The organism is Bradyrhizobium sp. CCBAU 11361 (assembly GCF_028128935.1).
In the GTDB taxonomy this organism is placed as follows: domain Bacteria; phylum Pseudomonadota; class Alphaproteobacteria; order Rhizobiales; family Xanthobacteraceae; genus Bradyrhizobium; species Bradyrhizobium niftali.
This window is the reverse complement of the sequence record NZ_LBJZ01000153.1, coordinates 18662-40074: the sequence shown is the minus strand read 5'-3', so window position 1 is coordinate 40074 and position 21413 is coordinate 18662. Positions and strand designations below refer to the sequence as shown.

Genomic DNA, 21413 nt, shown 5'->3' with positions numbered 1-21413 from the left:
TCGGTTTTCCGTCAGGGCCCGTCTCTTGAGGCTGGGCCTGCGCGATCACGAGCGGCGAAGCGCCTTGCGCATGCGATGCGGTGTTTGCCAATTGCATCGCGGTCAGGGCCGTGGTGGCAAGCAGCACGAAACGAAGATTGGTCATAGTGGTGAACTTCCCCGGAAGGTTCTTGGACGAAGTGGTGGGATGAACAGCTACGCGTTAGGCCGGAATGTGGCGGGCGAAGCGGGCGCGGCCCGATTTATTTCTGCACGCAAATCACCTCATTATGCCGACGTTCATTGCGCATTCAGGCGTGGGTTGCAATCGCCTCACATGTGATGGTTCGCCTCATGTGTGATCCCGCCGCGGAGCTGCGTCCGTCGCAGGACCGGGCGGTCCGTTCGGTGCGCGCGATGGAATCTCTTCAGGCATGCGGCCCGGCAATTCGTCGGGCCGCGGTGATTCGCCGGGCTCGCGCACCGGCGGCGTGATTTCAGGCTGCGGATTGCCCGGCGGAATTCCAGGCGGCGGCTCCGTGGGAGTCCCCGGTGTTGCCGGTGGAATCTCGGGCGGTTCGATCGGCATCGGCATCATCGAGTTCGGTTGTCCAGAGAACGACAACGATGATGCCGCGCCGATGTTCCCTGTCGCGTCGTCCCGGAATGCGCGCCTATTCCGGCGCGTGACAGACGGCCTCGATGTTGTGGCCGTCGGGGTCCAGCACGAAGGCGCCGTAATAATTCGAATGATAGTGCGGGCGGATGCCGGGCGGTCCGTTGTCGCGTCCACCGGCCGCGATCGCCGCCTTGTAGAAGGCGTCGACCGTGGCGCGGTCCTTGGCCGCGATCGCGACATGCACCGGCTTGTTCATGGCGCCTTCGCCGCCAATCCAGAAATCCGGCTTGCCGTCGGCGCCGAAGCCGGCGGCCGGATCGTGACCGGTCTGCTCCGCCGTGACCTCCATGATCAGGCTGTAGCCGAGCGGCGCCAGCGCCTTCGCATAGAACGCCTTCGCGCGCTCATAGTCCGAGACGGAGAAACCCAAATGGTCGATCATCGCAACCTCCGTTGTTCACCCCTATCAGCGTGACAGGAACGTATTGCTTCGTGTCTTGCGTGCGATCGCAAAGCCGCGCGCGACCATGTCGGCAATACAATCCTGCTGCCATTCCTTTTGTGACAGATGCTCGATCACCACCGCGCGTGGCCACAGCGACTGCGGCGCGTCGCGGAAGAAGCCGATCAGCACGCGGTCCTCGAAACCTTCGACGTCGATCTTGAGCGCATCGACCTGCGTGACGCCGGCCTCGTCGAGAATGCGTGTCAGCCGCAGCGACGGGACCTTGATCGCATCGGCGCTGGCCGCACCGGTGACGACGTGGGTGGCACCGAGATTGCCGCCGCCGCTCTCGATCATCAGCTCGCCGTCGCTGTCGCCTGCTGCGGCCTGCACCAGGCGGACCTGCGTCGCCTTCGATGCGGCATGGTTGAAGGAGAGACGTCCGAAGGTCAGCGGATGCGGCTCGATCGCGATCACCTTGCCCGCGGGCCCGACATGCCGCGCCATCACCAGGGCAAACGTGCCGACATTGGCGCCGACGTCCACGAACACGCCGCCCAGCTGGGTGTGCTGGCGCAGGAAGTCGAGCTCGTCGAGATTGTAGTCGGGGTTGAACAGCGCGCCGCGCTCGGTCGCGCTGCCCTGGTGGTAGAAGCGGAACGAGGCGCCCTGATACTGCACGTCGACCGGACCGCCGCGCAGCAAATTGACCAGCCGCGACAGCCAGGGCCGGAACGCGCCGCGCTTCAGCCCCGATTGCGTCGCGAGGCGAATGATCGCGGCCTGCGCCGCATTCGGCGCATATGTGCCGAATGGCGCGGACGAAGGGGCGTTGTCGGGCGTCAAGCAGGTGGTCCTCGTTGCAAGCGGCGCATGCATAGCCGGTTTTGCCGGGGACTCCAATCTTCACGAGAGGTCTGTAGCCCGGATGGAGCGCAGCGCAATCCGGGAAAGTCTGTCAGCTTGCGAGAGACCCCGGATTACGCTGCGCTCCATCCGGGCTACGGACTTCACGCCGCCCTTTGCGGCGCTGGCTTGCGCGGGCGCAGGAAGCGGCCGAGCAGCCGGCGCCTGCCTTTGCGCGGAATCAGGTCGATGTCGCTGACGAGTTTCGCGCCGCCCTTGCGCCGCTCCAGCACGATCTTGCGGCTGTGGAAGGCTTCCAGCTCGACGCGGTGCGCGACGCTGACGATGGTCGCCTTCGGCAGCGCGTCGGTGACCATCTTCATCATCTTGTCCTGGCTCTTCTCGTCGAGCGCCGAGGTCGCCTCGTCAAGGACGACGATGTCGGGGCTGTGCAGCAAAAGCCGCGCGAAGGCGAGGCGCTGCTTCTCGCCGCCGGACAGTGTCTGGTCCCACGGTCCCTCTTCCTCGATCTTCTCCTTGAGATGGTCGAGGCCGACCTTGCGCAGGGCTTCGCCAATTTCTTCGAGGGTCCAGTCGTCTTCGGCTCCGGGATAGGCGACCGCGCGGCGCAAGGATCCGGAGGGCACGTAAGGCCGCTGCGGCAGCATGAACAGCCGCCGGTCGGGGTGGAGATTGACGCTGCCGCCGCCCCACGGCCACAGCCCCGCAATGGCGCGCACCAGCGTGCTCTTGCCGGTGCCGGATTCGCCGGCGACCAGCACGCGCTCGCCGGCCTCGATCACCACCTCGGTCTCGCCGACTACGGCTGTGCCGTCGTCGAGCGTGACCGAGAGGTCGTTCAGCTCCAGCATCGCCTCGTTGCTGGTCTCGCCGCGCTTGATGCGGCCGAGGCCATCGCCCTGCTCGGCGCGTTCGAGACCGTCGAGCGACATCATCAGCGAGGCGATGCGGTGCGCGCAGGCATTCCAGTCGGCGAGCCGCGGATAATTGTCGACCAGCCAGCCGAACGCGCTCTGCACGATGGTGAAGGCGGACGCCGCCTGCATCACCTGTCCGAGTGTCATGCTGCCGTCGAGGAATTTGGGCGCGCAGAGCAGCAGAGGCACGACCGGTGCAACGAGGTTCGATCCCTGTGACACCAGCGTGGTGCGCATGTGCTGGCCGGCGAGCCGCGCCCATTGCCGCAGCACGTTGGTGAAATTGCGGTCGATGCCGCCGCGCTCCTCCTCCTCGCCGCCGAGCAGCGCGATGCTTTCGCCGTTCTCGCGCACGCGCGTCAGGGTGTAGCGGAGATCGGCCTCGGCCTGGTTCTTGTCTTCGGAGACCTGCACGAAGCGCCGGCCGATCACCAGGATCGAGCTCGATGCGATCGCGGCGTAGAGCATCGCAGCGATCACGAGGAAGCCGGGAATGGTGATGGTCGATCCACCGAGCGCGATCGTGAGCGCGCCGCCGATGGTCCAGAGCACGACGATGAAGGTCACGGCCGACAGTAGTGCCGAGGTGACACCGGCGAGGAAATCGACCGGCGCATCGGTCGCGACGCGCAGATCTTCCGCGATCCGGTATTCGGGATTCTGGTGGTCGCCGCCGACGAGGTTGAGCTGGTAGTAGCGGCCGTTGGCGAGCCATCGCGTCAGCACGCTCGCCGTGAGCCATGCCCGCCAGCGCCGCTGGATGCCCATGCGGGCGAACACCTGCGCCACGCCGAGCGCGATGCTGCCGATCGCAAGCGGAAAGAACACCGCGGTGAGGTGAAACACGCTGGCCGCATCGCGCTGCTCGATGGCGTCGAAGATCGCGCGGTTCCAGACATTGATGCCGTACTGGAAGCCGACGGTGAGGACGATCAGCAGGCCGAGGCCGATCGAGAACGGCCAGGCGAGGCGATCACCCTTGCGGCCCCAGAAGCCACGCGCGCTGATCCAGAAGCGGGTCAGCAGATAATCCTTGCGGGCCTGCTCGACCTCTTCAGGCGACAGCTCGGGATCGGGTTCGACCACCTCGGGCGGCGGCAGCGCCACCTCCTCGCCGGTCTCGCCCTCGATTTCGTCGATGGACGGCTTCTTGCCCTGTTCGCGCTTCCCGGCCGGTTTCTGCATGGCCGGACAACGCAAGGGAAATCAGTCGGTTCCCTGCGGTTCCGGGACTGGGCTATTCGGCCGCGCCATCGCGCACCCGCGCGGCTCGGTGGAGGATCTGCGACAGCTCCTCGATCGAATAGGGCTTTTGCACGAGGTCGAAACCGTGGTTGCCGTCCTGCGCCAGCGCCTCGCTGTAGCCGGTGGTCAGCACGACCGGCACGCCGATGCCGCGATCGCGGATCGCCCGCCCCAGTTCGAGCCCGGTCATTCCGGGCATGACCACGTCGGAGAAGACGACGTCGAAGCGATCCGTGTCCACGACCAGCTCGGCGAGCGCGTCGGCAGCATTGTCGACCAGGGTGATGCTGTAGCCGAGTTCGGTGAGTCCATCGGCGGCGAAGTTGGCGAGCTCGATATTGTCCTCGACCACCAGCACCGACATGCCGCTGCCCGGCACCGCCGGTGCCGTGTTCGGCGCCTGCTGCTGCGGCAGCAGGTCCGCCGGCACGCGCGGCAGATAGAGCGAGAAGGTGCTGCCCTGGCCGACTTCGCTCGCGACCGTCACCTCGCCGCCGGATTGCCGGGCAAAGCCAAACACCTGGGAAAGGCCAAGACCGGTGCCGTGGCCGACCTGCTTGGTGGTGAAGAACGGCTCGAAGACGCGCCCGAGTCGCGCGGCCGGAATGCCGATTCCGGTATCGCTGACGACGACGCTGACGAAGCCCCGACTGCCCGGAAGATGCGCCAGCGCATCAGGAACGGTCGTCGCCGCCTCGACCTTGAAGCTGATCCGGCCCTTGCCCTGCATGGCATCGCGCGCATTGGTCGCCATGTTGATCAGCGCCGTCTCGAACTGGCTGGCATCGGCATTGACGAGGCACGGCTCCGCCGGCAGCTGCGTCGCGATCTCGATCGCGGGGCCCAGCAGCGTGGCGAGCATGTCGTGCAGCGACCGCATCCGCTCGCCGACGTCGAACACCTCCGGCTTCAGGGTCTGGCGCCGCGCGAAGGCGAGCAGCTGCGACGTCAGCCTGGCGGCGCGCGCGACCGCATCCGCGATCGCGGTCATGTAGCGCTGCCGCCGTTCCTCGGTCAGTTGCGGCCGGTTCAAGAGGTCGACGGAGGCGCGGATCACGGTCAGCAGGTTGTTGAAGTCGTGCGCGACGCCGCCGGTGAGCTGGCCCAGCGCCTCCAGGCGCTGGCTGTGCTTGAGCGCCTCCTCGGCCTCGCGCCGCTTGGCAGCTTCGGTCTGGAGATGCTGGGTGCGCCGGAAGGCGAACGCGAGCAGCAGGAACAGCAATGCGGTCGCGGGAATGCCGAACACCAGATGCTGGCCCATGGTGGCGAACCAGCGCGCGCGGATCGCCGAGGTCTCGAACCCCGCGCTGACATAGATCGGATACTCGGCGATGCGCCTGTAGCCGATGCGGCGCTCGATCCCGTCCGACGGCCAGACGATGGTCATGAGTCCGTGCGCGGGGTGGGCGGCGATCTCGCGGCCGACCGGCCCGCCCGGATCGAGCCGGAGGTCGCGCTCGAGCCGCGGAAAATGCGTCAGCACCACGCCGTCGGTGCGACCCATCGCGAAGAAACTGCCGGGATCGGAGCCGATCCTGGCGTAGAAACTCTCGAAATATTCCGGCAGGACGGAGGCCTGGATCACCCCGATGAAGCTGCCGTCGTCGGAGTCGCGGCGGCGGCTCACGCCGAAGAAGCGGGCGCCCTGATAGGGCGGGCGCGGCGTCAAGGGCATGCCGATGAACGTGCCGATGGTCTGGTCGACATGGGCGTAGAAGTAGTCGCGGTCCGCAAAGCTCAGCTCCGGCGGTGGCGAGGCGAGGCTGTTGACCAGCGCCTTTCCGTCCGCATCGAAGATCCAGGCCGATTTGAGCTGCGGCAGCGAATCGGCCAGACGCTTCAGGCGGCGGTGCAGCGCCGCTTCGCGCGCCCGGACAAGGTCGTCGGGGAGGCCGCGCACGACCTCGTTGAGTTCGGCGAGACTCCGGTCGATCGTCTCGAACACCTTGAGAGCATGCTCATGCGCGACGTCGAGCGTGCGCTCGATCTCCCGGTCGGCGATATCTTTTGTCGATGTGTAGGAGATCGTGGCGGCGATCGCGAACAGGGCAATCGGCAATGCCAGGGATGCCGCCATCATCCACTGCAACAGCTTCAACGAATTGCGTTGCGCACCCTGCACAGTCGCTCCGGTCCCCGGACCTGAGCTTAACTGAATTTCCCGCTGGGAAGGAAGCCGCTTATGACGGGAACCGGTGGTTGTATTCCCCTGGAATCGCCCGCGGCGCGGGGTGATGAAAAAATCTACTCAAATTGACGCCGGCCGTGGAAGGCCCCGGCCATCTCGGCCGGGGACGAGGCGTGAATGGCGTCTAGATCTGCCGCTCGACCATCTTGAGCTTGAGCTCGGCGATGGCTTCCGCCGGGTTGAGGCCCTTCGGGCACGCCTTGGCGCAGTTCATGATGGTGTGGCAGCGGTAGAGCCGGAAAGGGTCCTCGAGATTGTCGAGCCGCTCGCCGGTCGCTTCATCGCGCGAATCGGACACCCAGCGGTTGGCCTGGAGCAGCGCGGCGGGGCCGAGATAGCGGTCGCTATTCCACCAATAGCTCGGGCACGAGGTCGAGCAGCAGGCGCAGAGGATGCACTCGTAGAGGCCGTCGAGCTTCTCGCGGTCCTCGTGGCTCTGGCGCCATTCCTTCTGCGGCGTCGGCGAGGTCGTCTTCAGCCACGGCTCGACGGAGGCATACTGCGCGTAGAAATTGGTGAGGTCGGGGACGAGGTCCTTCACGACCGGTTGGTGCGGCAGCGGATTGATCTTCACCGCGCCGTCCTTCACGTCGTGCATCGAGCGGGTGCAGGCGAGGGTGTTCTGGCCGTCGATGTTCATGGCGCAGGAGCCGCAGACGCCTTCGCGGCAGGAGCGGCGGAAGGTCAGCGACGGGTCGATGTTGTTCTTGATCCAGATCAGGCCGTCCAGCACCATCGGACCGCAATCATTGGTGTCGACGTAATAGGTGTCGACGCTCGGATTCTTGCCGTCGTCCGGATTCCAGCGATAGACCTTGAACTCGCGAACCTCGGTCGCGCCCGCGGGCTTCGGCCAGGTCTTGCCGCCGGTGATCTTGGAGTTCTTCGGAAGTGCGAATTCAACCATAAGTGCTGCCTCTGGTTTCTTCCGTCATGCGCGGGCTTGACCCGCGCATCCATCTTTGAGGGATGGATTGCCGGGTCAAGCCCGGCAATGACAAGCAATGATTCAGTACACGCGCGCCTTGGGCGGGATGTACTGCACGTCGTTGGTCATGGTGTAGTCGTGAACCGGGCGGTACTCGATCTTGACCTTGCCGGCATCGTCCAGCCAGGCCAGCGTGTGCTTCATCCAGTTCTTGTCGTCGCGCTCGGAAAAATCCTCGCGGGCGTGGGCGCCGCGGCTCTCGGTGCGGTTGGCGGCCGAGTTCATCGTCACCACCGCCTGCGAGATCAGATTGTCGAACTCCAGCGTCTCGACGAGGTCCGAATTCCACACCAGCGAGCGGTCGGACACGGCGATGTCGGTGATGCCGCTGTGGACCTTCTCGATCAGGTTCTGGCCTTCGCTCAGGACTTCGCCGGTGCGGAACACGGCGCAGTTGTTCTGCATCACGTGCTGCATGCCTTCGCGCAGCTTTGCGGTCGGCGTGCCGCCGGAGGCGTAGCGGTAATGGTCGAGGCGGCCGAGCGCGAGCTCGGCGGAGTTCGCCGGCAGCTCGGGCTGCTTGGCGTTCGGCGTGAGCTTCTCGGCGAGGCGCAGCGCGGCGGCGCGGCCGAACACGACGAGGTCGATCAGCGAGTTGGAGCCGAGACGGTTGGCGCCGTGCACGGAGACGCAGGCCGCTTCGCCGATGGCCATCAGGCCGGGGATGACGGCGTTGTCGTCGCCGTCCTTCTTGGTCAGCACTTCGCCGTGATAGTTCGTCGGGATGCCGCCCATGTTGTAGTGCACGGTCGGCACGATCGGGATCGGCTCGCGCGTCACGTCGACATTGGCGAAGATCTTCGCGGATTCGGAGATGCCCGGCAGCCGCTCGGCCAGCACCGCGGGATCGAGATGGTCGAGATGAAGGAAGATGTGGTCCTTCTTCTTGCCGACGCCGCGCCCTTCGCGGATCTCGATGGTCATCGCGCGCGAGACGACGTCGCGCGAGGCGAGGTCCTTGGCCGACGGCGCGTAGCGCTCCATAAAGCGCTCGCCCTCGGAATTGACGAGATAGCCGCCTTCGCCGCGCGCGCCTTCGGTGACGAGACAGCCCGAGCCGTAGATGCCGGTCGGGTGGAACTGCACGAACTCCATGTCCTGCATCGGCAGGCCGGCGCGCAGCACCATGCCGCCGCCGTCGCCGGTGCAGGTGTGCGCCGAGGTGCAGGAGGCGTAGGCGCGGCCATAGCCGCCGGTCGCGAGAATCACGGTCTGGGCGCGGAAGCGATGCAGCGTGCCGTCATCGAGCTTGAGCGCGATGACGCCGCGGCAGGTGCCCTGGTCGTCCATGATCAGGTCGATGGCGAAGAACTCGATGAAGAACTCGGCCGCGTGGCGCAGCGACTGGCCGTACATCGTGTGCAGCATGGCGTGGCCGGTGCGGTCGGCGGCGGCGCAGGTGCGCTGCGCCTGGCTCTTGCCGAACTCGGTGGTCATGCCGCCGAACGGGCGCTGGTAGATCTTGCCGTCCTCGGTGCGCGAGAACGGCACGCCCCAATGCTCGAGCTCGTAGACCGCGTCGGGCGCGTTGCGCACCATGTATTCGATCGCGTCCTGGTCGCCCAGCCAGTCCGACCCCTTCACGGTGTCATACATGTGCCAGCGCCAGTCGTCCTTGTGCATGTTGCCGAGCGAGGCGGAGATGCCGCCTTGCGCCGCGACCGTGTGCGAGCGGGTCGGAAATACCTTGGTGATGCAGGCCGTGCGCAGGCCCGCCTCGCCGCAGCCGACCACGGCGCGCAGTCCGGCGCCGCCGGCGCCGACCACGACGACGTCATAGGTGTGGTCTTCGATCGGATAGGCTTTTCCGTTGGTGGCGGGAGCGCCGTTGCCCTTGCCATTCGTCTCGTTGGCCATGGGTTACACTCCGGCTGACAGTTGGAGAATCGCGTAGATCGAGGCGAGCGCAACCGCGATCGAGAAGAAATTGTTTAGCATGATCGAAGCGAGCTTCAGCTTCTCGTTGTGGACGTAGTCCTCGATCACGACCTGCATGCCGATCTTCATGTGCCAGGCGCTGGCGATGATGAAGAGCACCATGATGATGGCGATCGGCAGCGAGCCGAGGATCTGCTTGGCATAGGCCTGGTTGCGGCCGAGCAGCATCATGATGACGACGACCACGGGGATCATCAGCAGCACCATCGCCACCGCAGTCAGGCGCTGGCGCCAGAAATCGGACGTGCCGGAATGCGCCGCGCCGAGGTTGCGGACGCGGCCGAGCGGGGTGCGCATGCTGCGCTTCGGCGTATCGGCTGTGCTCATCGTCCACCTCCGATCGCGTAGGCGATGATCCAGATCAGCACCGTCAGCGCGATGCCGCCGATCAGTGCGCCCCAGGTCAACGCTTCGCGCTCATTGGCCTTGAAGCCGTAGCCGAGGTCCCACACGAAGTGCCGGATGCCGCTCAGCATATGGTGCATCAGCGCCCAAGTGTAGCCGAACATGATCAGCCGGCCGATGATGCTGCCGGTGAAGGCCTGGACATGGGAATAGGCGGCCGGGCCGGAGGCCGCAGCGATCAGCCACCAGGCCAGCATCAGGGTTCCGACGTAAAGGGCGATACCGGTGGCGCGATGGACGATGGACAGCGCCATCGTCAACGTCCAGCGGTAGACTTGCATGTGTGGTGAAAGCGGTCGTTCGATCCGTGCGGTCATGGGCTTTGATGTTGTGTAGCGGCCCAGCAGGGGGCGCGCGGGGATCGCGAAAGGTCGGCTCTATTTACGGAGTCGATTTGGCCTGCGCAATCACCAAATCGCCATAAATCGAACCGTGGTTCAGCGCTACAGCGTTGATGAAACAAGGCCAATCAGGGGCTTGGTATACCAGAGCGATGGTGTGCCGACTAAGAATAGAATATATATTCATCCTTTGCAGCGACGGCCGAGGCGCATTGAAATTACTATTGGAACGGCTCTAGGCCGCCGCGGGCCAGCCAGAGTTCGAACCAGTCAGTTCATGACGCCCCGAGCCGCCACGAATGGCCGACGAGCCGCGTCCAGTTTCCGCGACGCGCACCGGTTTTTCGCATGACGGGTGGATATGCGCAGCCTGCATCCCACCCCGCCGCAGGAATCACCGGCCGAGGGGATCGCTCCCGCGCCATCGCTCGACCAGGAAATCGACGAATGCACGAATCTTCGCCGACCCCAGGCGCGATGGCTGATGGAGCGCATGGAGGGGGCCCGGAGCAGGTTCATGCTCACGCAACAGACGACGCAAGCGCCCATCGGCAAGTTGCCTTTCCACCTGCCATGACGGCACGCGGGCGATGCCGGCGCCGTTCTCTGCGGCGGTGGCGAGCGCGTCGAGACTGTTGACCCAGAGCCGTCCCGCTATCCGGATTCTCGATCCGCTCTTCGCGTCGCGGCCGAATCGCCAGGTCGCTGCGCCGGGCGCGTCGGAGAACACCAGGCAATCATGCTGCGGCAGATCGGACGGGCTCTGCGGCTCGCCGCGGCGTGCGAGGTAGCCAGGCGAGGCGCAATGGATCATCTGCACTTCCGCGAGTTTCCGCGTCACCAGTTGGGAATCGGGAATGCGCCCGACGCGAAGCGCCAGATGAATGTCTTCCTCGATCAGGTTGACGTTGCGATCGACCAGCAGCAGATCGACCGATAGCGAGGGACAGGCGCGCAGGAAGTCGCCCAGCAGCGGTGCGATCAGCAGGCGCCCCATCAATGTCGGCGCACTCACGCGCAGGCGTCCCGACGGCTCGCGGCGGCTTCCTGCCAGCGCCTCCTCGATCTCCCTGACTTCGCCGAGGATCGATTTGGCGCGTTCGTAGAGCATGCGGCCCTCGTCCGTGAGCGCCAGCTGCCGCGTCGTACGCACCAGCAGGCGCGTGCCGAAGTGCTGCTCAAGCGCAGAAATCTGCCGGCTCACCGCCGTCAGCGAGCTCGGCAATGACCGCGCCGCCGCGGACAGGCTGCCGGTGTCGACTGCGCGGATAAAGGTCGCCATTGCCGCGAGCTGGTCCATGGCCATCCTTCCGTTTTCAGCAAGATAGTCTGCCCAACTTCGCCGATAGTAGCGCAATACGAAAGGGCCTATCCCTGTCCTTCAGGACAGGTTTTGGGCGTGCCGATGGCGGGACTTGATATCAAGGAGATCGTCGAACTCGCGTTGCTGCTGATTGCAACCGGCGCGCTCTCGGGATTCCTGGCCGGTGTGTTCGGCATCGGCGGCGGCGCGATTCTCGTGCCCGTGTTCTACGAATGCTTTCGCATTGCCGGCGTCCCGCTCGAGGTGCGCATGCCGCTCTGTGTCGGCACCTCGCTCGCCGTGATCATCCCGACCTCGATCCGTTCGTTCCAGGCGCATTACAAGCGCGGCGCCGTCGACATGGCGATCCTGCGCGTCTGGTGGCTGCCGATCGTGATCGGCGTCGCCGCCGGCAGCGTGGTCGCGCGCTACGCGCCGGAGCGGATGTTCAAGATCGTGTTCGTCTGTGTCGCCTGGTCGGCCGCGGTGCGGCTCATCTTCGCGCGCGAGGCCTGGAAGCTCGGCGACGATCTGCCGAACGGCCCGTTGATGCGAATCTACGGCTTCTGCGTCGGCATCTTGTCGACGCTGATGGGCATCGGCGGCGGGCTGTTCTCCAACCTCCTGATGACCTTTTACGGCCGCCCAATTCATCAGGCGGTGGCGACCTCGTCGGCACTCGCCGTCCTGATCTCGATCCCCGGCGCAATTGGCTACGTCTATGCCGGTTGGCCGGCAGCAGGGACCTTCCGACCGTCGCAGCGCTGCAAATCCCGTTCGCGCTCGGTTATGTCTCGCTGATCGGCGCCGTGCTGGTGATGCCGATGAGTCTCGTCACCGCGCCGCTCGGCGTGAGAGCCGCGCATGCAATGTCGAAGCGGACGCTGGAAGCGGCGTTCGGGTGCTATCTGTTTATTGTCGGAAGCAGGTTTGTGATGAGCCTGGTGGGCGGGCAGTGATGGCTTGAGGCGAAGCCTGCGCCACCCACTCCGCTGTCATCGCCCGCGAAGGCGGGCGATCCAGTATCCCAGAGACAGCAGTGATTGAGCCGAGAGGCCGCGGCGTACTGGATGCCCCGGTCAAGCCGGGGCATGACAGCCTGTTGTGTGGTGACGAACTCGTCTTGATCGCAGCAGCGCCGAGAGCGCGGTCGCGACGAGCGTACCTACTTCTTCGCGTAAATATCCTTGTAAGTATCCCGCAGCACGTTCTTCTGCACCTTGCCCATGGTGTTGCGCGGCAGCTCGTCGACGACGAAGACGCGCTTGGGCATCTTGAATTTGGCGAGCCGGCCGTCGAGCGCCTTCAGCACCGAAGCTTCGCTGACGTCCGTGCCCTTGTTGCAGACGAGAACCGCGGTGACGCCCTCGCCGAAATCGGCATGCGGCACGCCGATCACGGCGGACTCGACCACGCCAGGCATCGCGTCGATCTCGCTCTCGATTTCCTTCGGGTAGACGTTGAAGCCGCCGGAGATGACGAGATCCTTGCCGCGGCCGAGGATGTGGACGTAACCCTTGCCGTCGATCTTGCCGAGGTCGCCGGTGACGAAGAAGCCGTCGGGCCGGAATTCGGCCTTGGTCTTCTCCGGCATGCGCCAGTAGCCCTTGAACACGTTCGGGCCCTTGACCTCGATCATGCCGATCTCCTCGCGCGGCAGCTCCTTGCCGGTCTCGGGATCGGTCACGCGCACGGAGACGCCGGGCAGGGGAAAGCCCACCGCGCCGGGCACGCGCTCGCCGTCATAGGGGTTCGACGTGTTCATGTTGGTTTCGGTCATGCCGTAGCGCTCGAGCACCGCGTGCCCAGTGCGCGCGGACCATTCGCGGTGGGTTTCGGCGAGCAGCGGCGCCGAGCCCGAAATGAACAGCCGCATGTGCTTGGTGGTCTCGCGCGACAGCGCGGCATTTTGCAGGAGGCGGGTGTAGAAGGTCGGCACGCCCATCAGCACGGTGGCGCGCGCCATCAGCTTGATGATCAGGTCAGGGTCGAGCTTCGGCAGGAAGATCATCGACGCCCGCGAAAACAGCGTCACGTTGGTCGCCACGAACAGGCCGTGCGTATGGTAGATCGGCAGCGCGTGGATCAGCACGTCCTTGTCGGTGAAGCGCCAGTAGCCGACGAGGCTCAGCGAGTTCGACGCGAGATTGTCGTGGGTGAGCATCGCGCCCTTGGAGCGGCCGGTGGTGCCCGACGTGTAGAGGATCGCGGCGAGATCGTCGCTCGCCCGCGCAACGGTCGCGAACTCGCTGCTCGCCTTGTCGGCGGCCTCCGTCAGCGAGCCCTTGCCGTCGGGGCCGAGCGTCTCGACCGTGGCCTTCACCTTGGCGGCGATCGGGGTGAGGCCCTCGGCCTTGGAGGGATCGCAGACCACGAGCGAGGGCTCGGCATCGCCGATGAAGTAATCGAGCTCGTTCAGCGTATAGGCGGTGTTGAGCGGCAGGTAGACCGCGCCGGCCCGCACCGTGGCGAGATAGAGAACGATATTGGCGACCGATTTCTCGACCTGCACCGCGACGCGGTCGCCGGGCTTCACGCCGCGCGCGACCAGCACGTTCGCCATCTGCCCGGCCCGCGCAATCAGATCGCCATAGCTGATACGGGCGCCGTCATGCGTCTCGATCGCGAGGCGTTTGGGATCGTCCAGGCCGTCGAACAGGCGGGAAAACAGATTGGCGTTGGCAGCTTGGTTCATGCAAGATTTCCTGGACCGCAAGGTCGGTCAAAACCGAGGGCTGGATTAGCAAAAACCGCCCCGATGAAGCAACGGAGACAGTTGGCATGACAAAAAACGGGAAACGCGTGGCCTGGGTCACGGGCGGGGGCAGCGGGATCGGGGAGGCCGGCGCCGAGGCGCTAGCGGCCGACGGCTGGACGGTGGTGGTGTCAGGCCGGCGCCAGTCAGCCCTGGATACCGTGGTTGCCAAGATCACCGGGGCGGGCGGGGCGGCCGAGGCCATCGCGCTGGACGTGTCCAACGCCACTGAAGCCCAGAAGGCGGCCGATCAGATCGTCGCGAAGCATGGCCGCATCGACCTCCTGGTCAACAATGCCGGCATCAATGTCCCCAAGCGGAGCTGGAAGGACATGGAACTGGAGGGCTGGGACAAGCTGGTCCAGGTCAACCTCAACGGCGTGCTCTATTGCATGCGCGCGGTGCTGCCGACGATGCGCAAGCAAAAGGACGGCTCGATCATCAACGTCTCGTCCTGGGCCGGCCGCCACGTCTCGAAGATGCCGGGCCCGGCCTACACCACGACCAAGCACGCGGTGCTGGCGCTGACCCATTCCTTCAACATGGACGAATGCGTCAACGGCCTGCGCGCCTGCTGCCTGATGCCGGGCGAGGTGGCGACCCCGATCCTGAAGCTGCGCCCGGTGGTGCCGAGCGAGGAGGAGCAGGCCAGGATGCTGCAGTCCGAAGATCTCGGCCGCACCATCGCCTTCATCGCGTCGATGCCGGCGCGCGTCTGCATCAACGAGCTCCTGATCAGCCCGACGCATAATCGCGGGTTCGTCCAGACGCCGAACAACAGAGATTGAGGTAGCGTAGTCCGTAGCCCGGATGGAGCGAAGCGCAATCCGGGACAAGTCGATCCGCACGCGACGACCCCGGATTACGCTTCGCTCCATCCGGGCTACACTCCGTCATTGCGAGCGAAGCGAAGCAATCCAGAGATGCATCCACAGCGGCAGTCTGGATTGCTTCGTCGCTTCGCTCCTCGCAATGACGGCGTGGATCGACCCCACGGAGACGCCCCCGCATAGTTTCACGCATCACAAAGAATTTTTCCCCGAAACCGCTTCGCAAACCCTCCCGTAGTTCGGTCCAACGACGGCGCTGCTGCTTCACGTCAAACTGCCGCTGCCGCCGTTGTTGCCCCAACTCAAGCACCGGCCATTGCCGGTCACAATTCAATCGGGAGACCTTCCATGTCGAAGCGTATTGCCTATCTCGCTGCCGCCGCCTTCAGCGCCCTCGCCATCACCGCGACCGTCGTCGCGCCCGTTCGCGCCGAGGAGAAGACCGTCATGGTCGGCGGCGCTGCGATGTTCCCGTCCAAGAACATCGTCCAGAACGCGGTCAACTCCAAAGACCACACCACGTTGGTGGCGGCGGTGAAAGCGGCCGGTCTCGTGCCGACGCTGGAAAGCAAGGGCCCGTTCACGGTGTTCGCGCCGACTAACGCCGCCTTCGGCAAGCTGCCGGCCGGCACCGTCGACACCCTGGTCAAGCCTGAGAACAAGGCGACCCTGACCAAGATCCTCACCTACCATGTCGTGCCCGGCAAGCTCGAGGCCTCCGACCTCACCGACGGCAAGAAGCTGAAGACGGCGGAAGGCGAGGAGCTGACGGTGAAGAAGATGGACGACAAGGTCTGGATCATCGACGCCAAGGGCGGCACCTCGATGGTGACGATTTCCAACGTCAACCAGTCGAACGGCGTGATCCATGTGGTCGACACCGTGCTGATGCCGGCGTCGTAACACCGCGGCGTCCTGTTTCATCCCCGGCAGGGTGCGACGAAACGGCGAGCCGGGGCCACCCGGCTCGCTTTATTGTGACCAGGATAGCCCGCCGGCATCGATTCGATACTCGGCGGGGCGTAACGAAAACGGAATGCCCGGCGTATAATTCCGGACAGACGATCCAAGGGACGATCCAAGGACGAAACCATCATGGCAAGCCTCACAGTCAGCGACGAGCAGGTCCGGTCCAGCCCGGCCAAAGTGATCCAGCCGGCCTGGGTTCGCGTCATGCATTGGATCAACGCCCTTGCCATGATCCTGATGATCCTGTCGGGCTGGCAGATCTACAACGCCTCGCCGCTGTTCGGTTTCAGTTTTCCGCGCGAGTACACGCTTGGTGGCTGGCTCGGCGGCGGCCTGCTTTGGCATTTTGCGGCGATGTGGCTCCTGATGATCAACGGCCTTGCCTATCTGGTCACGGGCTTCGCCACCGGCCGCTTCCGCAAAAAGCTGCTGCCGATCACGCCGTCCGGCGTGCTCCACGACGTCAGGGCGGCGCTGACCTTCAAGCTCGGCCATGACGATCTCACCGTCTACAATTACGTGCAGCGCGTGCTCTATGCCGGCATCATCGTGGTCGGCGTGCTCATCGTGCTGTCCGGCCTGGGGATGTGGAAGCCGGTGCAGCTGCATTGGCTGGTGACGCTGTTCGGCGACTATCCGACCGCGCGCTACGTCCATTTCTTCTGCATGGCCGCGATCTGCGCCTTTCTTGTCATCCACGTCGCCCTCGCGCTGCTGGTGCCGAAGAGCCTGCGCGCGATGATCATCGGTCGCTGAGGGAGAGCAGCCATGGCCAAGCGTTCATTCCTGATCCCCGGCGTCGACAAGCGGCTGCTGATCAAGGATTCGATCAAGACGATGCCGGATGTCACCCGCCGCCGCTTCATCGCGGGCGGCGCCAGTCTCGGCGCGCTGACGCTGCTCACCGGCTGCGACGTGATCGACTCGTCCTCGGCCGAGGAGATGCTGAAGAGTGTCTCGAAGTTCAACGACGCCGTGCAGGATTTCATCTTCAATCCCGACGCGCTGGCGCCGACCTTCCCCGAGAGCGCCATCACGAAGCCGTTTCCGTTCAACGCCTATTACGATCTCGACGACGCGCCGGAGGTTTCGGCCGCGGACTGGAAGCTCGACGTGCGCGGCCTCGTCGACAACAAGAAGTCCTGGACGCTGGACGAGCTCTACAAGTTGCCGCAGGTCACGCAGATCACGCGTCACATCTGCGTCGAGGGCTGGAGCGCGATCGGCAGCTGGACCGGCACGCCGCTGCGCGATTTCCTCAAGCTGATCGGCGCCGACACGCGCGCCAAATATGTCTGGTTCCAGTGCGCCGACAAGGACGGCTACAACTCGCCTCTGGACATGCGCAGCGCGCTGCATCCGCAGACCCAGATGACGTTCAAATACGCGGGCGAGATCCTGCCGCGCGCCTACGGCTTCCCCATGAAGATCCGCGTGCCGACCAAGCTCGGCTTCAAGAACCCGAAATACGTCGTCTCGATGGAAGTCACCAATGACTACAAGGGCGGCTATTGGGAAGACCAGGGGTATAATTCGTTCAGCGGGAGCTGATTGAGGCAGTCATTCCGGGGCTCGCGAAGCGAGAACCCGGAATCTCGTGCCACAATCTCCGGATTCCGGGTTCGCGCTACGCGCGCCCCGGAATGACGGCTACGAAGGCCCCACCTTCCGCTGGCACAGCGCCGCCACCGCGCCGAGCGCCAGCAGCGCGGCCGAGACGTTCAGCGCGTAACTCAGGCTCCCCAGCGCATCCGTGATCGCGCCGACCACGATCGGTCCCAGCGTCTGGCCGACGCCGAACGAGATCGTCATCGCCGCGATCGCGGTCGGCCAAACCTCGGGCGGATAATTGAAGCGGACGAAGGCCGTGGTCGAGCCGACCACGGCGAAGAAGGCGACGCCGAACACGACCGCCGAGGTCGCAAGCCACGCGGTCGAATGTCCCAGCATCGGCAGGCCCGCGCCGAGCGCGTTGGTGCCGAGGATGATGGCGGTGGCAAGCCCGCCGCGATCCAGCGCGAGCACGCCGCGCCAGACCCACGGCGTGACGAAGGCGGACAGGCCGATCAGGCTCCAGAACGCCGCTTGCGCTGCGGCACCACCGCCGCCGTCGCGCACATAGGCGATCATGAAGGTCATGTAGGCGATGTAGCCGGCGCCGAACAGGAAGTAGCCGGCGAGATAGATCAGCACGGGGAGAATGGCGAAGGAGGCATGGCCGCCTTCCGTGAAACGCGCTCGGCTCTCGATGCGGATCAGGAACAGAGGCACGGTCATCGCGGCCGAGAGCAGCGTCAGCGCCCACCACACCAGCCACCACGAGCCCGGCCCGAAATGCTGGAGCGTGAACGGGGCGATCAGCCCCGAGGCGAGAATGCCGATCCCGGGGCCGGCATAGTACAGGCTGAGCAGGAAATTCGCCCGCGCGGGCTGCGACTGCGCAATCGAAGCGGCCAGCGCGCCGCCGGCGACGAAGCCGGCCGCGGCACCCAGGCCCAGCACCAGGCGCGCAAGGCTCAGCGCCACGAAATTGCCGGTCAGCGCGCAGGTGGCGAGCGCGGCGACGCAGGCCAGGGTTCCCACGCGGATCGCGGCCGACCAGCCGACGCGCTGGATCAGCCGGGACGCCACCAGCGCGCCCACGAGGTAGCCGACGGCGTTGATGGTGTTCATGAAACCGGCCGCCGAGTAGGACCAGCCGAGGTCCTCCCGCATGTCGGGCAGCACCAGCGCATAGGCAAAGCGGCCGATGCCGAGCCCGACCGTCGCCGCCAGCGACAGGGTCAGGATCAGCCGCGCGGGGTGCGCGTCGGGCAGGGGGCGGTCAGGGGCGTGCACAAGGGGGTACTCCGGCGACCCGCACTGTGGCAGGCCCTGCCGGCCTTGCACAGCCGCAGCGCGGCAATGGTGTCTTGCCAAGCGCGCAACGCCGCTCTAGCACTCCGGCCGGCCGTCATTCCGGGGCGCGCCTTTTGGCGCGAACCCGGAATCCATTCCACCACTTGTTGCGTGGCCTGATGGATTCCGGGCTCGCTCGCTTTGCTCGCGCCCCGGAATGACGAGAGAGGATTGAGAAGGATCTGACCATGGCGACCCACAAACTGCTGCTGCTTCCCGGCGACGGTATCGGCCCCGAGGTGATGGGCGAGGTGAAGCGGCTGATCGACTGGCTCAATTCGGCCGGGATCGCCAAATTCGAGACCGATACCGGCCTCGTCGGCGGCTCCGCCTATGACGCGCACAAGGTGTCAATCTCCGAGGGCGACATGGCCAAGGCGATGGCCGCCGACGCCATCATCTTCGGCGCGGTCGGTGGTCCCAAGTGGGACGCCGTTCCCTACGAGGTGCGCCCCGAAGCCGGCCTGCTCCGCCTGCGCAAGGATCTCGGCCTGTTCGCCAACCTCCGCCCCGCGGTGTGCTACCCGGCGCTGGCCGATGCCTCCAGCCTGAAGCGCGAGGCGGTCGAGGGCCTCGACATCGTCATCGTGCGCGAGCTCACCGGCGGCGTCTATTTCGGCGAGCCCAAGACCATCACCGATCTCGGCAACGGCCAGAAGCGCGCCATCGATACCCAGGTCTACGACACCTATGAGATCGAGCGCATCGCCCGCGTCGCCTTCGACCTTGCCAAGAAGCGCAAGAACAAGGTGACGTCGATGGAGAAGCGCAACGTCATGAAGTCGGGCGTGCTCTGGAACGAGGTCGTGACCCAGGTCCACAAGCGCGAATACCCTGACGTCACGCTCGAGCATCAGCTCGCCGATTCCGGCGGTATGATGCTGGTGAAGTGGCCGAAGCAGTTCGACGTCATCGTCACCGACAATCTGTTCGGCGACATGCTGTCCGACATCGCGGCGATGCTGACCGGCTCGCTCGGCATGCTGCCCTCGGCTTCGCTCGGCGAGGTCGACGTGAAGAGCAAGAAGCGCAAGGCGCTGTACGAGCCGGTGCACGGCTCGGCGCCCGACATCGCCGGCAAGGGCCTCGCCAATCCGATCGCGATGATCTCGTCCTTCGGCATGGCGCTGCGCTACTCCTTCGACATGGGCGCGCTCGCCGACAAGGTCGATGCCGCGATCGCCGCCGTGCTGGCGAGCGGCCTGCGCACCGCCGACATCAAGTCGGAAGGCACCACGGCCGCCTCGACCACGCAGATGGGCGAAGCGATCCTGAAGGAATTGCAGAAGCTGCACGCCTGACGGCAAGCGTTGTCATTCCGGGATGGTCCGAAGGACCAGACCACAGGTGCGCAATTGCGCACCGGGGAATCTCGAGATTCCGGGTTCGGCTCTTCGAGCCGCCCCGGAATGACGGGCTACCATTTCTATCGCGATTGTCGAAAGATGGCGGGCACGGCGCAAGCGCGCCTTTGCCCACCCTACAGCAAGCGATTGATCGTAGCCCGGATGAGCGAAGCGACATCCGGGACCTTGCCTGCAGTGTTCCCGGGTATCGCTGCGCTCACCCGGGCTACGACTTCATCGGAGCCACCTCATGGATGCCTCACCCCGCCCCAAGATCGCGGAAACCATCATCCATGAGACGGTGCGCCGGCGCGAGGCGCAGATCGGGCGGCGCTGCGAGATCCTCGCCAACACGCGCATCGAATATGCGTCGCTCGGCGACTACTCCTATCTCGGCGAGAATTGCGACGTCGCCGATGCCGCAATCGGCAAGTTCACGGCGATCGCCAATTCGGTGCGGATCGGTGCGCCGAACCATCCGATGGGCCGCCCGTCCCAGCATCGCTTCACCTATTGCCCTGAATATTACGAGGCGAGCGCGACGCGCGACCGCGACTTCTTCGCGGATCGCCGCGGCGACCGGGTGATCGTTGGCAATGACGTCTGGATCGGCCACGCCGCGATCCTGCTGCCGGGCGTGCGCGTCGGCGACGGCGCGGTGATCGCGGCAGGCGCAGTCGTCAGCCGCGATGTCGAGCCCTACACCATCGTCGGCGGCGTTCCCGCGCGCCCTATCCGCAAACGCTTCGACGATGCCGTCGCCGAGAGCCTGCGTCGCATCGCCTGGTGGGATTGGCCGGATGAGTTGATCTTCCAGCGCCTCGCCGATTTCCGTTCCGAGGCGATCGAGGAATTTTGCCGGCGCTACGACCCGGCAGCCAACGCGTGAGGCGGAGGCATCTCCCAAAAACAAAAATGGCCGGGCGCGAGCCCGGCCATTTTGATTCGGTGTCTGCGCCCGCCTCAGTACAGCGGGAAATTCTGCGGATAGCCGCCGACGTCGGCCGGCGGGGACAGCGGCTGGCGATCGATCGGGCGGTTGAGGTTCTCGCGGGCGAAGGACGGATAGCCCACCGCCGGCGGGAAGGCGTAGTCGGTGAACTTGCGATCGCCCGGATTGACCTCGGTGCCGCCGTCGAGCCAGGAGCGCTTGCTCACATAGATGCGGGTTCGTCCCTGCTGATAGACCGTGTTGGGGCCGCTCGGGCCGTAATACGGCCGGCCGCGATCGTCATAGCGCTTGATCTTGGTGTCGGCCGAGGCCGGCGCCGCGAAGACCATGGCAATCGCGGCGCCCGCCGCAAGCAATGTCGCCAATTTGTTCGCGGCAGAAAATTTCGAGCTCATCACGTCCCCTTCAGGCGGCAAGCCGCCAGTCGA

At 65.4% G+C, this 21413-nt stretch carries 19 protein-coding genes and 1 pseudogene; 7 read left to right on the top strand and 13 right to left on the bottom strand.

The window, feature by feature from the left end; translation table 11 throughout:
• Positions 1 to 331: 331 nt before the first annotated feature.
• From XI08_RS13805 to XI08_RS13760, 10 genes are all read right to left on the bottom strand, one after another.
• On the bottom strand, positions 332 to 568 hold the full coding sequence (locus XI08_RS13805) for a hypothetical protein (RefSeq protein WP_271574792.1): 237 nt from the start codon (positions 566 to 568) through the stop codon (positions 332 to 334).
• 85 nt (positions 569 to 653) lie between these two features.
• Positions 654 to 1040 (bottom strand): VOC family protein, encoded by a 387-nt coding sequence (locus XI08_RS13800; protein ID WP_027543896.1) that lies wholly within the window; start codon positions 1038 to 1040, stop codon positions 654 to 656.
• A gap of 24 nt (positions 1041 to 1064) precedes the next feature.
• Positions 1065 to 1889: an FkbM family methyltransferase gene (locus XI08_RS13795; protein WP_271574791.1), complete on the bottom strand. Its 825-nt coding sequence runs from the start codon at positions 1887 to 1889 to the stop codon at positions 1065 to 1067.
• A 164-nt stretch (positions 1890 to 2053) separates the two neighbouring features.
• On the bottom strand, positions 2054 to 4012 hold the full coding sequence (locus tag XI08_RS13790; protein WP_271574790.1) for an ABC transporter ATP-binding protein/permease: 1959 nt from the start codon (positions 4010 to 4012) through the stop codon (positions 2054 to 2056).
• Positions 4013 to 4064: 52 nt separating this feature from the next.
• Positions 4065 to 6194, bottom strand: coding sequence for an ATP-binding protein (locus tag XI08_RS13785; protein WP_271574789.1), 2130 nt, complete (start codon positions 6192 to 6194; stop codon positions 4065 to 4067).
• A gap of 190 nt (positions 6195 to 6384) precedes the next feature.
• The gene (locus tag XI08_RS13780) at positions 6385 to 7167 is read right to left on the bottom strand and encodes a succinate dehydrogenase iron-sulfur subunit (RefSeq protein WP_271574788.1); all 783 of its coding nucleotides are present in this window, start codon (positions 7165 to 7167) and stop codon (positions 6385 to 6387) included.
• 102 nt (positions 7168 to 7269) lie between these two features.
• Positions 7270 to 9105, bottom strand: a complete 1836-nt coding sequence (gene sdhA / locus XI08_RS13775; RefSeq protein WP_135179234.1) for a succinate dehydrogenase flavoprotein subunit — start codon at positions 9103 to 9105, stop codon at positions 7270 to 7272.
• Positions 9106 to 9108: 3 nt separating this feature from the next.
• Positions 9109 to 9513, bottom strand: a complete 405-nt coding sequence (gene sdhD / locus XI08_RS13770) for a succinate dehydrogenase, hydrophobic membrane anchor protein (protein WP_027543902.1) — start codon at positions 9511 to 9513, stop codon at positions 9109 to 9111.
• Positions 9510 to 9908 carry a succinate dehydrogenase, cytochrome b556 subunit gene (sdhC, locus tag XI08_RS13765; protein ID WP_271574787.1) on the bottom strand — a complete coding sequence of 133 codons (399 nt, stop codon included), beginning with the start codon at positions 9906 to 9908 and terminating at the stop codon, positions 9510 to 9512. The genes sdhD and sdhC overlap by 4 nt, the downstream gene beginning before the upstream one ends.
• A gap of 418 nt (positions 9909 to 10326) precedes the next feature.
• A complete protein-coding gene (locus XI08_RS13760) occupies positions 10327 to 11232 on the bottom strand; it encodes a LysR family transcriptional regulator (RefSeq protein WP_271574786.1) in 906 nt (301 codons plus the stop codon).
• 105 nt (positions 11233 to 11337) lie between these two features.
• Here XI08_RS13760 and XI08_RS13755 point away from each other — a divergent pair.
• Positions 11338 to 12194: pseudogene (locus XI08_RS13755) on the top strand (sulfite exporter TauE/SafE family protein).
• A gap of 206 nt (positions 12195 to 12400) precedes the next feature.
• On the opposite strand, the gene XI08_RS13750 reads toward XI08_RS13755, so the two are convergent.
• Positions 12401 to 13930 carry a malonate--CoA ligase gene (locus tag XI08_RS13750; protein ID WP_271574785.1) on the bottom strand — a complete coding sequence of 510 codons (1530 nt, stop codon included), beginning with the start codon at positions 13928 to 13930 and terminating at the stop codon, positions 12401 to 12403.
• An 86-nt stretch (positions 13931 to 14016) separates the two neighbouring features.
• Between XI08_RS13750 and XI08_RS13745 the strand changes: the two genes are divergently transcribed.
• From XI08_RS13745 to XI08_RS13730, 4 genes are all read left to right on the top strand, one after another.
• Positions 14017 to 14778, top strand: a complete 762-nt coding sequence (locus XI08_RS13745) for an SDR family oxidoreductase (RefSeq protein ID WP_271574784.1) — start codon at positions 14017 to 14019, stop codon at positions 14776 to 14778.
• Between the two features lie 390 nt (positions 14779 to 15168).
• On the top strand, positions 15169 to 15723 hold the full coding sequence (locus XI08_RS13740) for a fasciclin domain-containing protein (RefSeq protein ID WP_271574783.1): 555 nt from the start codon (positions 15169 to 15171) through the stop codon (positions 15721 to 15723).
• A gap of 192 nt (positions 15724 to 15915) precedes the next feature.
• Positions 15916 to 16545 (top strand): cytochrome b/b6 domain-containing protein, encoded by a 630-nt coding sequence (locus XI08_RS13735; RefSeq protein ID WP_271574782.1) that lies wholly within the window; start codon positions 15916 to 15918, stop codon positions 16543 to 16545.
• A 12-nt stretch (positions 16546 to 16557) separates the two neighbouring features.
• Positions 16558 to 17340 (top strand): molybdopterin-binding protein, encoded by a 783-nt coding sequence (locus XI08_RS13730; RefSeq protein WP_271574781.1) that lies wholly within the window; start codon positions 16558 to 16560, stop codon positions 17338 to 17340.
• Positions 17341 to 17439: 99 nt separating this feature from the next.
• Here the strand turns inward: XI08_RS13730 and XI08_RS13725 are convergent, their stop codons facing one another.
• On the bottom strand, positions 17440 to 18627 hold the full coding sequence (locus XI08_RS13725) for a YbfB/YjiJ family MFS transporter (protein WP_271574780.1): 1188 nt from the start codon (positions 18625 to 18627) through the stop codon (positions 17440 to 17442).
• A 248-nt stretch (positions 18628 to 18875) separates the two neighbouring features.
• Here XI08_RS13725 and leuB point away from each other — a divergent pair, with 248 nt between their 5' ends.
• Both leuB and XI08_RS13715 read left to right on the top strand, forming a co-directional pair.
• Positions 18876 to 19988, top strand: a complete 1113-nt coding sequence (gene leuB / locus XI08_RS13720) for a 3-isopropylmalate dehydrogenase (protein ID WP_092189477.1) — start codon at positions 18876 to 18878, stop codon at positions 19986 to 19988.
• A gap of 295 nt (positions 19989 to 20283) precedes the next feature.
• Positions 20284 to 20922: a DapH/DapD/GlmU-related protein gene (locus XI08_RS13715; protein ID WP_271574779.1), complete on the top strand. Its 639-nt coding sequence runs from the start codon at positions 20284 to 20286 to the stop codon at positions 20920 to 20922.
• Between the two features lie 74 nt (positions 20923 to 20996).
• Here the strand turns inward: XI08_RS13715 and XI08_RS13710 are convergent, their stop codons facing one another.
• A complete protein-coding gene (locus XI08_RS13710) occupies positions 20997 to 21380 on the bottom strand; it encodes a hypothetical protein (protein WP_027543914.1) in 384 nt (127 codons plus the stop codon).
• Between the last annotated feature and the right edge of the window lie 33 nt (positions 21381 to 21413).